This window comes from Yoonia sp. KMU-150 (assembly GCF_056858355.1).
The window spans coordinates 678285-690873 of record NZ_JBXEQF010000001.1; the positions used below are offsets into that span (position 1 = coordinate 678285).

General features: G+C 64.7%; 17 protein-coding genes. 4 read left to right on the top strand and 13 right to left on the bottom strand.

The genetic code is table 11. From position 1 onward, the window contains the following. Positions 1 to 83: 83 nt before the first annotated feature. From AC04PH_RS03065 to AC04PH_RS03095, 7 genes are read right to left on the bottom strand one after another with little or no spacing between them, the layout of a single operon-like run. On the bottom strand, positions 84 to 677 hold the full coding sequence (locus tag AC04PH_RS03065) for a GNAT family N-acetyltransferase (RefSeq protein ID WP_483064272.1): 594 nt from the start codon (positions 675 to 677) through the stop codon (positions 84 to 86). Beyond that, positions 674 to 2782, bottom strand: coding sequence for a molybdopterin-binding protein (locus AC04PH_RS03070; RefSeq protein WP_483064273.1), 2109 nt, complete (start codon positions 2780 to 2782; stop codon positions 674 to 676). Before AC04PH_RS03070 ends, AC04PH_RS03065 begins: the two co-directional genes overlap by 4 nt. Further along, positions 2779 to 3270 carry a molybdopterin-guanine dinucleotide biosynthesis protein B gene (gene mobB, locus AC04PH_RS03075; RefSeq protein ID WP_483064274.1) on the bottom strand — a complete coding sequence of 164 codons (492 nt, stop codon included), beginning with the start codon at positions 3268 to 3270 and terminating at the stop codon, positions 2779 to 2781. Before mobB ends, AC04PH_RS03070 begins: the two co-directional genes overlap by 4 nt. Continuing rightward, entirely contained in the window at positions 3267 to 3863 is a 597-nt protein-coding gene (gene mobA, locus AC04PH_RS03080) for a molybdenum cofactor guanylyltransferase MobA (RefSeq protein ID WP_483064275.1), read from the bottom strand. Before mobA ends, mobB begins: the two co-directional genes overlap by 4 nt. Next, positions 3854 to 4396, bottom strand: a complete 543-nt coding sequence (locus tag AC04PH_RS03085; RefSeq protein ID WP_483064276.1) for a hypothetical protein — start codon at positions 4394 to 4396, stop codon at positions 3854 to 3856. Before AC04PH_RS03085 ends, mobA begins: the two co-directional genes overlap by 10 nt. Continuing rightward, positions 4393 to 4920, bottom strand: a complete 528-nt coding sequence (locus AC04PH_RS03090) for a hypothetical protein (RefSeq protein WP_483064277.1) — start codon at positions 4918 to 4920, stop codon at positions 4393 to 4395. The genes AC04PH_RS03085 and AC04PH_RS03090 overlap by 4 nt, the downstream gene beginning before the upstream one ends. After that, positions 4920 to 5798 carry a formate dehydrogenase accessory sulfurtransferase FdhD gene (locus AC04PH_RS03095; protein WP_483064278.1) on the bottom strand — a complete coding sequence of 293 codons (879 nt, stop codon included), beginning with the start codon at positions 5796 to 5798 and terminating at the stop codon, positions 4920 to 4922. The genes AC04PH_RS03090 and AC04PH_RS03095 overlap by 1 nt, the downstream gene beginning before the upstream one ends. A gap of 60 nt (positions 5799 to 5858) precedes the next feature. Between AC04PH_RS03095 and AC04PH_RS03100 the strand changes: the two genes are divergently transcribed. Beyond that, positions 5859 to 6563, top strand: coding sequence for an AzlC family ABC transporter permease (locus AC04PH_RS03100; protein WP_483064279.1), 705 nt, complete (start codon positions 5859 to 5861; stop codon positions 6561 to 6563). Then, a complete protein-coding gene (locus tag AC04PH_RS03105) occupies positions 6560 to 6889 on the top strand; it encodes an AzlD domain-containing protein (protein ID WP_483064280.1) in 330 nt (109 codons plus the stop codon). Before AC04PH_RS03100 ends, AC04PH_RS03105 begins: the two co-directional genes overlap by 4 nt. Here AC04PH_RS03105 and AC04PH_RS03110 read toward each other — a convergent pair. The 4 genes from AC04PH_RS03110 to AC04PH_RS03125 all read right to left on the bottom strand — a co-directional run bounded on the left by AC04PH_RS03110 (position 6873) and on the right by AC04PH_RS03125 (position 8657). Further along, positions 6873 to 7514, bottom strand: a complete 642-nt coding sequence (locus AC04PH_RS03110) for a twin-arginine translocation signal domain-containing protein (protein WP_483064281.1) — start codon at positions 7512 to 7514, stop codon at positions 6873 to 6875. The genes AC04PH_RS03105 and AC04PH_RS03110 overlap by 17 nt on opposite strands. Continuing rightward, positions 7514 to 7648: an aa3-type cytochrome c oxidase subunit IV gene (locus AC04PH_RS03115; protein ID WP_483064282.1), complete on the bottom strand. Its 135-nt coding sequence runs from the start codon at positions 7646 to 7648 to the stop codon at positions 7514 to 7516. Before AC04PH_RS03115 ends, AC04PH_RS03110 begins: the two co-directional genes overlap by 1 nt. Positions 7649 to 7713: 65 nt before the next feature. Further along, on the bottom strand, positions 7714 to 8199 hold the full coding sequence (locus AC04PH_RS03120) for a DUF6173 family protein (protein ID WP_483064283.1): 486 nt from the start codon (positions 8197 to 8199) through the stop codon (positions 7714 to 7716). Beyond that, entirely contained in the window at positions 8196 to 8657 is a 462-nt protein-coding gene (locus AC04PH_RS03125; protein WP_483064284.1) for an Lrp/AsnC family transcriptional regulator, read from the bottom strand. Before AC04PH_RS03125 ends, AC04PH_RS03120 begins: the two co-directional genes overlap by 4 nt. A gap of 98 nt (positions 8658 to 8755) precedes the next feature. Here AC04PH_RS03125 and AC04PH_RS03130 point away from each other — a divergent pair, with 98 nt between their 5' ends. After that, positions 8756 to 8995 carry a DUF6356 family protein gene (locus AC04PH_RS03130; protein ID WP_483064285.1) on the top strand — a complete coding sequence of 80 codons (240 nt, stop codon included), beginning with the start codon at positions 8756 to 8758 and terminating at the stop codon, positions 8993 to 8995. Further along, positions 8995 to 9750 (top strand): class II glutamine amidotransferase, encoded by a 756-nt coding sequence (locus AC04PH_RS03135; protein ID WP_483064286.1) that lies wholly within the window; start codon positions 8995 to 8997, stop codon positions 9748 to 9750. The genes AC04PH_RS03130 and AC04PH_RS03135 overlap by 1 nt, the downstream gene beginning before the upstream one ends. 9 nt (positions 9751 to 9759) lie before the next feature. Here the strand turns inward: AC04PH_RS03135 and AC04PH_RS03140 are convergent, their stop codons facing one another. Together AC04PH_RS03140 and AC04PH_RS03145 are read right to left on the bottom strand one after the other, a co-directional pair. Next, positions 9760 to 10788, bottom strand: a complete 1029-nt coding sequence (locus tag AC04PH_RS03140) for an MBL fold metallo-hydrolase (protein ID WP_483064287.1) — start codon at positions 10786 to 10788, stop codon at positions 9760 to 9762. Positions 10789 to 10833: 45 nt separating this feature from the next. Beyond that, a complete protein-coding gene (locus tag AC04PH_RS03145) occupies positions 10834 to 12537 on the bottom strand; it encodes an acyl-CoA dehydrogenase (protein ID WP_483064288.1) in 1704 nt (567 codons plus the stop codon). Between the last annotated feature and the right edge of the window lie 52 nt (positions 12538 to 12589).

Genomic DNA, 12589 nt, shown 5'->3' on the forward strand with positions numbered 1-12589 from the left:
TGCATCTCCAGAGGGATAACTTAAACCGTTCGGTTCAGTTCCGGCAAGCGGGCACGACATGACATTTCCGTTTTCCGCAAGCGTCAGCCGGATGGCGGGGCAATCTCTTTGACCATGGTGGTCGCCGACCGAAAGCCGAAAATCCATCGCAGTGGTCCCATCTCGTGGGTCTTGACGGGCACGAAGCCTTCACGCTCGTAAAGCGCGCGGGCGCGCGGATTGGTGTCGATCACGTCGAGGCGGATGTCCTGGTATCCGCGGTCACGCGCTTCTGCCACGATGGCGCGCAGCAGTGCGGTCCCGACCCCCTGACCGCGCGCGGACGGGGCGACGAAGATCCCGTCCATCAGGAACCGTTCGTTTTCGGTGTCCCGTTCCAGCAGGGTCAGCAGTGCGGCGCGCCATGTCGCCCCGACAAGGCCGAAAACCCGGCGCAGATCGGCGAACGTGCCGCCGACCAGCGCGCCCTTGTGGGTCTTGAAGCCGACGATCCCCAGCAGCGTGCCATCCGGGTCGTAGGCGGAAATCGCGTGCGTCGGATCGAGCACGCCGGTCACGAAGTCCAGCGCCCGCCGTCGCGGACCCAGCGGGATACGGAGCTTTTCGCCGAAGGCCTCCCAATACAGGGTGGCAGCGGTGTCGCGGTCTTCATCGGCAAAGCCGGAGCGGACGATCACAGGCCAAGCGCCGAGAACGGAATGAACGGGACCGGGTCGCCCGGCGCGATCGTCATCGCGTCGTCGCATAGCGCGACAAGGCCGGTGGCCCAGCTTAACCCCGACACCCGACCCGATCCTTCGGAGGCGAAGATTTCCACCACGCCGTCGACGACGCGCGCGCGCAGGTATTCGTGGCGCCCGGCCTTTTTCGATTTCGAGAAGCCGGCGGGGAGCAGGTAAGGTTGCGGGTCGTCCCAGTGCGCGCCGGCCAGAACGCCCAGCGCCGGACGCGCGAAGATCAGCGTGCAGACCTGCGCCGCCACCGGGTTGCCGGGCAGGCCGAACACAGGTTTCTGTCGCCACAGGCCAAGCGCCAGCGGTCGCCCGGGTTTGACTGCCAGCCGCCAGAGCGCGAAGCTGCCGGTGTCGCGCAAAAGCGCGGACATATGATCCTCGTCGCCTGCCGAAGCGCCGCCGGAGGTCAGGATCGCATCGCAGCGGGTTGCCGCATCGTCGAGGATCGCACGCAGCGCGTCGCGGTCGTCGGGGGCCTGGCCAAGATCGACGACCTGATGCCCCCAGGCGGCGACGGTCGCGCAAAGCATCGGGCAGTTGGCATCGTAAATCTGCGCATCCGTCGCCGCGTCACCGGGCGATACCAGTTCATCCCCGGTCGACAGGATACCCACGCGCAGCGGGCGATGAACCTCAACCGCGCCCACGCCGGTCGCGGTGACGGTGGCCAGATCGGCCGGTGTGATCCTGCGCCCCTGCAGCAGGATCACGTCGCCCGTCTGCATGTCCTCGCCTGCCTTGCGCGCGTTCGCGCCGCATGCCAGCGGGCCGTGGAAGGCGATATGCGCGCCGTCGGTGCTGACGTCTTCCTGCAGGATGACGGTGTCGACACCGCGGGGAAGACTGGCCCCGGTCAGGATGCGGATCGCGTGACCCGGTGGTACGGTTTCGCCATGCGGCTGTCCCGCTGCGGCACGTCCGGCGACCAGTGGCATTTGCTGCGGCCCGGCACTCGCCGGTCCGGCAAAGCCATAACCGTCGACGGCTGCATTCGCGCACGGCGGATGCGCGCGCGCGGCCAAGACGTCACGCGCCAGCCTGCGGCCCGCCGCCGCCTGAATGGGAATGGTTTCCGTCGATGTGACCGGACGCAGGCTGTTGCGCAGGTGGTCCAGCGCGTCGGCGACCGGGGTCCAGTATGCGCCTTGCGGCATGGCGAAACAGTCGTTGCGCAACGGCGGCGGGGCCAATCCGACGGTTATTTTTTTTGCTTCCCGTTCAAGCAGGTCTTCCTGCCCGGCGCCAAGCACCCAGCCCTCCTCACTGGCCGGAACGTCGAGGAGTTGCCGCCAGGCGTCGGGGTCGAGCGCAGAGAAAACTTTGGCGAACAGGCGGACCTGCGCCGCGTCCTTGATGTTGTCGGTGGTCGCTGCCGCGAGCGCCTTAGGCATCAGAGAAAAATAGGTTTCAGCCAGAACGATAGGGGATTGCGGTGCCTCGAACGGCCAGACGCTCAGCGTGGTGCCGAACCGTTGCCGCAGACGTGACAGCAGTGGCAGGCCCATGATCACCTGTCCGCCGACCGCGCCGGCACCGGACAATTGCCAAGGCGAGAACGCGCCTTTCGCCGCGATATCGGCGGCCCGTTTTTCCGGCAACCCGTGGCCCGCACGGGCACTGCCCTTGCGCGGCAGATGGGCGATATCGCGGCCCAGCGCATTGCCCCAGAACGGACCCGTGCCCGGGAACAGGGCGTTGATATCCGCGGCCAGATCGAAGCGGTTGTTGCGATCCGGGGCATCCGTCACCCGCGCGGCAAACCAGTCCCAGAGAGCAAGTGGATCGTCCGAGCCGGTAAGGTTCCGGGCAAAACCGGCGGGAAAGGCGAAGCAAAGGTCAAACCCGACCAGGCAGGTGCGACCCCCGCGCACTTCTTCCTCCAGCGCCGTGACGAGCCATGCCTCTGCCACCTGCCGGTTGCGGTGGTAGATCGGCGGTTCCGCCTGCCCCTGCCGCGCGCGACAGGTCCAGATCGCGTCTTTTTTCGGTCTCGCCCCCCGGTCGTTCCCGCCGGACCAATCCACCATGATCACCGTGTCGAACGTCATAGGCCGACCTGCGCCAGAATGAAGTCCGCAATGGCTGCGGTATCGTCGAGGTCGAAGACCGGTCGGTCGACCGCGAGGGGCGTGTCGCTTGCGAGTGCCAGAACTGTCGGATCGCCCGGTGCGAGAAGGGGGTGGCCGGTGCTGGCGCGATAGGCCTCTATCTTGGGGTGGGCGTCGCTTTTCCACCCTTCGACAAGCACGAGGTCGACCGGATCGAGCCGCGCCAGCAGCGACTTCAGCGCAGGTTCCGGCGTGTCGCGCAATTCTGTCATCAGCGCCCAGCGTGTCCCGGAGGCGAGCAGGACCTGCTGCGCGCCCGCCGTTTTATGGCGGTGGCTGTCCTTGCCCGGCTGGTCGACATCAAAGGCATGATGCGCGTGTTTCAGCGTCGAGACGGTATGACCGCGCGCGGTGATGTTTTGCACCAGCCGTTCCATCAACCCGGTCTTTCCGGCGTTCTTGTATCCCACGACCCCGAAAATCTTCATAGCATGGCCTGCGCCGTTTTCAGATCGTCTGGGGTGTTGACGTTGAAGAAGGCCGTATCGTCGGGAAATTCGGCCATTTTGCCGTCATGGCGCTCGGTCCATTGCACGACCTTGCGCAGCCCGTCGTTCAGGGCGCTGCGCAAATCGTCGCGCAGCGCGGTGGGCCAGATGCCGAAGGTGGGTTGCCGACCTGACGGAGAGGCGGCCAGTGCAAGTCCGGTCGCGCTGGTTTCGGCTGCCAGTTGCAGGTGCGGGACCAGATCGCACGGCAGAAACGGTGTATCTGCGGCGGCGGTCACGATGTGTGAAAAGCCCTGCTTTGCGGCATGATCCAGCCCCGCCAGCACACCGGACAACGGCCCGGCAAACCCGGCGATGCTGTCGGCCACCACCGGTATCCCCAGATCGAAACGGGCCGGATCGCCATTGGCGTTCAGAACGACGCCGTCGACCTGCGGTGAAAGCCGGGCGATGACGTGACCGATGATCGTGGTGTCGCCCAGCGCCAGCAGCCCCTTGTCGCCACCGCCCATACGTGTGGCCTGACCCCCGGCCAGGATCACGCCGAGCGGGGCGCGCTGACCTAGTGCCATGTCAGCCATCCCTTGATCAGCGATTTGAGGTCGTCGCGCGTCATTCCATCGGGAAGTGCGGTGTCCGGGACGATCAGGCACTGGCCACCGTGATAGGCGATGCCGAGGCCGGTCGCCGCGTCGAAGGTGCGGGTGACACCGGCCCAGCGGGTGCGGCCCTCGGTATGGCTGTTGCTTTGCGCGATCCCCGTCGCGTCGATCTGCATTTCGAAGACTTCCAGTTTCGACAGTTCGCGCACGGCCAGTTTCCTGTCGGTGGTCTGCAGCACATAGGTGAAGACGATGCCGAAGATCAGATAGCCGAGCACGGTCCCGCCGATCAGCGCCATGGCGATCGTGCGGTCCAGCCCGAGCGGGACGGCGATACCGATCGCCAGCACCAGAAGCAGGCAGACGACGAACCGCAGGATACCGATGGTGTCCACGCCCTTGGGGCTGTCGATGCCCGGCGCATAGCCGCCCATGTTGGCGCGCTGGGTGTCGGCATAGAGCGCGGGCGTCCACACGTGGGTCCATGTCACCTTGTCGGTCAAGATGTCCTCCACTTCTCGATATCAGCGGCCAGAGCCTCGGGCGTCATGCCTGTCGGCAAATCGCGGTGTGGAATCGGCAGATTTATCACGCCGAACTGGATGACGGTCGCATGGCGGCCGGTGACGACCCCGGAAATCGCCGCCCAACCGATGTGCGACGTGCTGTGGTCGCTGCGCGTGGCGACGCCGGTTTCGGAAATCGTCACGATCTGCGGATCGTTGATCGTGGCCGCGGTCTGGGCCAGCGCGATGATCCGGTTTCGCGTGCGATGCGCGAGGCCCAGCCAGATGGCGAAAACCGCCACAGCACCGATGGCGAGTGCCACGAAATGGCTGCCATCGGGATCGAACCCGAAGCCCAGCCGGACCAGCAGCATGCCGCCGCCGCCCAGCACAAGGCCAAAGGCCAGACCCTTGAACAACGACATCGCAAAGCTGTCGCCTGCGTTGGCGGGGCCGATCATCTGGGCGGCTTCCATATAGGCTTGCGCATCGAAGCGGGTGGTCAGTTCAATCTTGTCCATCACGCACCCTTGCGCCGGGCGTTGGCCGGGTCGTCCGCGACGGTCGCAAGATCCGCATCGCGGACCAGCCGTTCCGCGCCGGACAGGCAGACGAACCGCTGTCCCTTCATCCGGCCGATCAGCGTCAGCCCGACCTGCCGCGCGATCTCGACCCCCCAGGCGGTAAATCCCGAGCGCGACACCAGCACGGGGATTCCCATCAGGGCGGTCTTGATCACCATCTCGGAGGTCAGCCGCCCGGTGGTATAAAGCACCTTGTCGTCGGCGCTGACCTGTTCGGAGAACATCCAGCCGGCGATCTTGTCGACGGCATTGTGGCGGCCGACGTCTTCCATAAAGGCCAGCGGCCGGTCGCTCTGACACAGGACGGTGCCGTGAATGGCACCGGTGTCGAGATAGAGCGAGGGCGTCCGGTTGATCGTCGCCGCCAGCGTGTAGAGATCGGAGGTGCGGACCCGCGCATCCGGCAGGCGCACCTGCGCCAGGCCCTCCATCATATCGCCGAAGATCGTGCCGACGGCACAGCCGCTGGTGCGGGTCTTTTTTTGCAGCTTCGCCTCGTGATCGGTCTCGCGGGCGGTGCGGACGACGACCACGTCAAGCTCTGCATCGTAGTCCACGCCGGTCACGGTATCGGTGTCGGCCAGCATGCCCTGATTGCGCAGGAACCCCAGGGCCAGGTATTCGGGATAGTCGCCGATGGTCATGGCCGTCACGATTTCGCGGGCGTTGAGGTAGATCGTCAGCGGGCGTTCTTCGACGACCCGCAGATCGACGGTCTGACCGGTGTGGTCTGTTCCCTGCATGCCGCGCGCCAGTCCGGGCGTGTCGGGCCGGGGCGCGACAAGGTAGCCTGATGTGTCGTTCAGACGGGCCAATTGTCATTCCTTTGCGGCGGGGATAGGACGATGAAGACCCGCTCAAGCTAGGCCGAATTCATGTCCGTCGCCACCGAGAAATCCGCCTTCGCCGCTGGCTTTCGCGACGGGCTGCCTTTTGTTTTCATGGTCGTGCCCTTTGCGCTGCTGTTCGGTGTCGTGGCGACAGAGGCGGGGCTGACGGTCGCGCAGGTGATGGGGTTCACCGTGCTGGTGATCGCCGGGGCATCGCAGTTCGCCGCCGTGCAGATGATCGTCGATCAGGCGGGGATTGCGCTTGTGTTGCTGGCGGCGCTGGCTGTGAACCTGCGGATGGCGATGTATTCCGCGTCGCTGGTGCCCTACATGGGCGATGCGCCGCTGTGGAAGCGTGCGTTCGCCGCGTATTTCCTGTTCGACCAGCCCTACATCATCAGTATCGCGAAGTTCGAAAAGGCACAGATGACGACGCGCGAGCGGTTCGCCTATTACTTCGGGACGGCCACGCCGATCGCACCCTTGTGGATTTCGATGAGCTATGTCGGCGCGCTTCTTGGGGCCGCGTTTCCGCCGGAATATGCCCTGGATTTCGCGCTGCCAATTGCGTTTCTGGCGATGGTCGCGCCGATGATGCGTACACTTGCGCATGTCGCAGCGGCGCTGGTGTCGATCGTTGTCAGCCTGGTGCTGGTCGGGTTGCCGTCCGGGTCGGGTCTGCTGATCGCGGCGGTCTGCGCCATGGTGGTGGGCGTGGTCGTCGAGATGGCGATGGAGCGGCGGGCATGAGCGACGCTGAAATCTGGCTGATCATCGTGCTGCTGGGTGCGGGGACCTATCTGATCCGGTTTTCCTTTCTGGGGCTGATCGGCAACCGCCCGATGCCGCCGATGGTCTTGCGGCTGCTGCGTTATACGCCCGTGGCCGTGTTGCCGGGGATGGTGGCACCGCTTGTGCTGTGGCCCGCGGCGACGGGCGGTGACCCTGATCCGGCGCGCATGACCGCCGCCCTGGTGACGGTTATCGTCGGGCTGTGGCGCAAGAATGTGTTGCTGGCGATTGCCGCGGGTGCGCTGACGCTCGCCGCCGGGCTGTCGCTTACCGGGCAGGTATAGCGGCGTCGATCTGGGCCGCCTGTTCACGGGCGGCGATGGATTTGTCATCGGCGTCGTTTTCGCGCAATTCGCTGCGCTGGACACCGGGAATTTGCTGCATCTCGTCCATCAGGTTGTTAGGGAACCATGTCGTGCCGATCTGTTCGAAGCCGGGCAGCTGCGACAGGATACGGGACGTGGCCCGGGTGCAGCTCATCTGGCCGACGGCACCGTTTTCCATCACCAGCCGCAACGCGCGTTCGGCGGTCTGCGGCGGCACGATCACCTTTTGGCTGACGACGAAGAACGTCTCGCGGGCGTGAAAGCTGGCGTAGATGTCTTCCAGATATGGGGTGAAACCGAACAGCACGTCGTTTCGTTCTGGGATCGACGGATGCCCGAACGATCCGGCCGGATCGAAAAGCACGCGCTGGCTGGCATCGACCAGAAGCGCGGTGTGCGCCCCGTTGCCGGAACTGACGTTGCGCACCGTGATCAGCGTGAGCGATCTGGGTCCGCTTGTCCTGTGGATGACGCGATCGATGTCGGATTGCGGTGCCCAGACCGGCTGCGGCCCGGAGCATGCGGCGGCAGCGGCAGACGCGCCGACCAGAAACGCCCGGCGCGACAGACGGTGGGCGGTCATCAGCCGTTGATCAGGGCAAGCAGGATCAGAGCCACGATGATGATGATCGTGGCGCGCGTGACCATGGTGACGAAGCCGTTGAAGGTGGCTTCCTGTGCCGAGATATCCATTTCGCCGTGCTTGTGGTCAGACATGAGGCGGGACCCTTTCCGTTACGATTTGATGCGTGGTAGCCGATTCATCGGGGCGTGTCACGGGGTCAGGTCGCCGCATCCGGCGCACGCTCCAGCGCCTCGCCCAGTTTGAAACCGATGCGGATCGGCGCACCCTGGTCGATGTGTTTGGGGCTGGCGGTCAGCATCACGTTCAACTGGCTCACATGCTGGATCAGCTGGGTTTTCATGCCCGCGCCGTTGCTGCCGTAAAACGTGATGATGTCGGGGTCGTAAAAGCCCAGACCCTCGATCCTGATGACGCCTGCATCGCCGCCGGTAAAGCCGAGCCCGACCTCGTGATCGTTGTCGAGTTGTTTCTCGAAGTTCTGGATGTAGAGGATGATCCGTTCGTAGGCCCATTGCGCCGGGCTTTTCTTCTGCGCGGGCTCCTTCAGCGCCGGGGGCAGATTTCCGTCCGCGGGGCTGTCGGCATCGGGGTTGGTGTGGATTTCACGGATCGTCGGCAGCACGGCGTTTTCGGCAGCTTCCGCCGCCGTCGCGATGATCACCGGGTCGGGTTGCTGGGTCATAAGGGTACCGCCGTCGTTTCCTTGATTTCTTCCATAACGAAACTCGCCGATACATCCGACACAGAAATCCGTGATGTCAGTCTTTTGTAGAACGCATCATAGGCCGGGACATCGGCGACGCGCACGCGCAATACATAGTCCAGATCGCCGGTCATCCGGTAGGCCCCCACGACCTCGGGCATTGTGCGCAGAACGGCCTGGAACTGGTCCAGCCACTCCTTGTCGTGGCGGCGGGTGCGGATCAGCACCATGGCCGTCAACGGACAGCCGACCCGTGCGGGATCGACCAGCGCCACGCGGCGGGTGATGACACCGGCGTCGTTCATCTGGCGCATGCGCCGCCAGCAGGCGTTGCGCGACAGTGCGATGCGGTCGCTGATGTCATCGACCGACACGGTGGTGTCCCGTTGCAGGATATCGAGGATCTTGCGATCCGTATCGTCAATTTCATAGGCCATATTGGGATCATGTCCCAAGTATTCACAAATTTGAAGTGTAAATTGGGACGCTGTGCCAATCGCGACGAGATATCCTGCCGGAAATCAAGGAGATTCCCATGACCGACAGCACATCACCACAAACCTCCGCCAACCCGATCAAGGCGCTGTTCACCGATCACCCGGCGAGCGTGAACGAAACCTATTTCGGTCATATGAAATTCGCGCTCGGCTTTGCGTTCTGGTTGACGGTGGCAGGGATCGCGGCGCTGGTCCATGCGTTTCTGCCGTTCGCCTGTGAAACCACGGCCAGCCGTATCCTGAAGCGTTTGACGGCCAAGATGTCGGCCCGCCACTGATGTGTCGCATCGCGTCGTATTGCGGGCCTGCGATTCCGCTTGAGAATATCATCATACGGCCCGCACATTCCCTGCTGACGCAAAGCCAGCACGCGACCGAGGCGAAGCTGGCGGTCAACGGCGATGGATTCGGGATCAGCTGGTATGATGTGGACCCGGTTCCCGGGCTTTACCGGGATGTCCTGCCGGCCTGGGCCGACGGCAATCTGACGAGCCTGTGCCGGATGGTCCGGTCGCGGCTCTTTATCGGGCATGTCCGGGCCTCGACCATGGGTGAAACCAGCAGGGCGAACTGTCATCCGTTTACCCACGAGGCATGGTCGTTCTGCCACAACGGCCAGATCCCCCACTTTCCGCAGGTGCGCCGTGCACTCGAAGTGGCATTGCCGGATGATCTTTATGCCGCGCGCCGTGGCACGACCGACAGCGAGATGATCTTTCTGACGCTGCTGGCGAACGGGTTGTCCGACGATCCGGAGCGCGCCCTGCACAGGACCATCGCGCAGATCGGCACCGGAAGAGAGCCGGTCAAGATCACTTGCGTTTTCTCGGATGGCCAGTCGCTTTACGGTTATCGCCATGCATCGGAAGGCCCGGCGCCGACGCTCTATCTGTCCGGCGCGCTGGACAACGGCGGGCAGGCGATCGCGTCGGAACCGCTGTGCGGGGTTGCCGACAGATGGCGGCCGATACCGGAAAACACCGTTTGTACCGTGGCGGATATATCCCCCGCGCGGCTTGACCGGGTCGCGTGACGGCGTTGTTCAGACCGCTTGCCAGCGATAGACACCGTCCTTGCCCAGCGTGCGCGTGGCGCGGCCGGTCTGATGCAGGTGATTGAGGTGGGCAATCGCCTCGACCAGGGCCAGCCCGTATTCGCCGCGACCGATCTTGCGCTTGAAGAGCGGGACGAAACAGTCACCCGCCGTCCGCGGTTGCGCAAGATGATCGACCAGCCGGGCAAGCGCGCCGTGGTGATTGTCGATCATCTGGGCCAGCCGGAGCGGTAGCCCCGTGAAGGGCAGCTTGTGACCACCGAGAACCAGTTGATCGTCGCGGGCGAACGGCAGGAAATCCTCGCAGGACCGCAGCCATTCGGCGACGGGGTCGGCCTCCGGTTCCGTCGGGTAGACGCCGAGGTTTGCGCTGATCGACGGCAGCAGTTGATCGCCCCCGATCACAAGGTTGTCTTCGCGGCTCCAGAACGTCGCATGCTCCGGCGCGTGGCCGTCGCCCATGCGGATGTCCCAGGTGCGCCCGCCGATACTGATCGTATCGCCCTCGGCCAGGCGGGTGAAACCCAGCGGCAGCGGCATGACGCAATCGGCAAAGTTGAACGGGCGTTCGGTCCGGCGCTTGGCCAGTTCATCCGGGTCCATGCCGTTTCGGGTGTAGAACGCGATGGTTTCGGGCGGGTAGGACGGTTGTTCGTCCAGCGTCAGCATCCGCGCCATCAGCCAAGGCGTGCGCGGCATCAGCAGTTCGGCCCCCTGTGCCACGAACCACGCCGCCAGCCCGACGTGATCGGGGTGGTGATGGGTGACGATGACGCGGCTGACACGTTTGCCGCCGAGCGGGCCATCCAGCAGTGTTTGCCAGATCGCGCGGGATTTGTGCGATGCAAAGCCGGTGTCGATCACCGTCCAGCTGTCGCCGTCGTCCAGCGCATAGACGTTGACGTGATCCAGTGCCATCGGCAGCGGCAGGCGCATCCAGAGCACGCCGGGGGCCACGGTGATTGCTGCACCCTCGGCGGGCGGGTCGGGGTAGGGGTATCTGATACCGTCAGTCATGGTCGGTGCTTGTCGCCGCAATCGGCGTCCGGCACAACAGCGCGATCAGGCGGCAAGATCGTCGGGCGTGATCGCCATCAGATCGTCGGCTCCGTGGCGCACCTCGGCCAGAAGGCTGGCATGTTCGGGCAGCAGACGGGTGATGTAGAAGGTCGCCAGTTTCTCGCGCGTCGCGTCACCGGACAGGGCCGCACGCAGATGCGCGTGGCCGCCCAGAACGCGCGCATAGGCCCGCAGATATGATACGGCACCGGCGAACCGCTGTGTCAGATCGTCCTGCGCGACCAGCCATTCGGTCGTTTCGCGCAGGCTTTCGGCGGCATTCCACACGGCCTTTGCCAGCGTTGGATGGGTGGCCTTGCCCGCGTCGGCGCCTTCCTGAATCTCGTCGATCAGGGACAGGGCGACATCACCGCCGTCCATCATCTTGCGCGCGACGAGGTCCATCGCCTGGATGCCGTTGGTACCCTCGTAGATCGCGGTGACGCGCACGTCGCGGCTGTATTGCGCGGCCCCGGTTTCCTCGACAAAGCCCATGCCGCCGTGGACCTGCACGCCGGTCGAGGCGACGGCGATGCCGGTGTCGGTGCCGAAGGCCTTGCAGATCGGGGTCAGGAAGGCAGCGCGGGCTTTCCACGTGGCGTCGCCCGTCGCGGTCGCCATGTCGATCGCGGCGGCGTTCATCAGCGCGATGGCGCGGGCGGCGAAGATGTCGGCCTTCATGCCCGCCAGCATCCGCCGCACATCGGCGTGTTCGACGATGGTGCCGGTGCCGCCGGCCTTGCCCTGCTTGCGCTCCATCGCATAGGCGAGTGCGTGCTGATACGCGCCTTCGGCGGCACCGATGCCCTGCACGCCGACACCCAGCCGCGCGTTGTTCATCATCGTGAACATGGCGGCCATACCGCCGTTTTCCGGCCCGACGAGCCAGCCCGTGGCACCTGCGTATTCCATGATGGCGGTGGGAGAGCCGTGCAGGCCGAGCTTGTGTTCGAGCGATACGACGCGCAACTCGTTGCGTTCGCCGGGGTTGCCGTCTGCATCGGGGATCAGTTTGGGGACCATGAACAGGCTGATGCCCTTGGTGCCGGGCACCGCATCGGGCAAGCGGGCGAGGACGAGGTGGCAGACGTTTTCCGTGAAATCGTTGTCGGCCCAGGAGATGTAGATCTTCTGACCCGTGATCGCGTATGTGCCGTCGTCGTTGGGCTCTGCCTTGGTGCGCAGCGCGCCGACGTCGGACCCCGCCTGCGGTTCGGTCAGGTTCATCGTGCCGCACCATTCGCCGGAAATCAGTTTCGGCAGATACAATTCCTTGATTTCGTCGCTGGCGTGGTGCTCCAGCGCCTCGATCTGGCCCTGCGTCATCAGCGGGTTGAGTTGCAGCGACAGGCAGGCGGATGACATCATTTCGTTGACCGTTGTCGTCAGCGTCATCGGCAGGCCCATGCCGCCAAAGTCTTGCGGGGCGGACATGCCGATCCAGCCGCCTTCGGCAATCGCCTTGTAGCCGTCGGCAAAGCCGGGGGAGGTGCGCACGACACCGTTTTCCAGTACCGCCGGATGCAGGTCGCCTTCGCGCTGCAAGAGGGCGAGCGCGGTTTCGGCCATCTTTGCCGCCTCGGTCAGGATCGCGTCGACCATGTCCGGCGTGGCTTCGGCGAACGTATCGGTCGCGGCGACGTCCGCGAAACCGGCCACGTGATCCATCAGGAAAAGGAAGTCGGCAACGGGGGCAGTGTATGGCATCGGACGCTCCTGTCGTGTGCCCTGTGGCTTGGCAAGAACACATGCCGCAGGT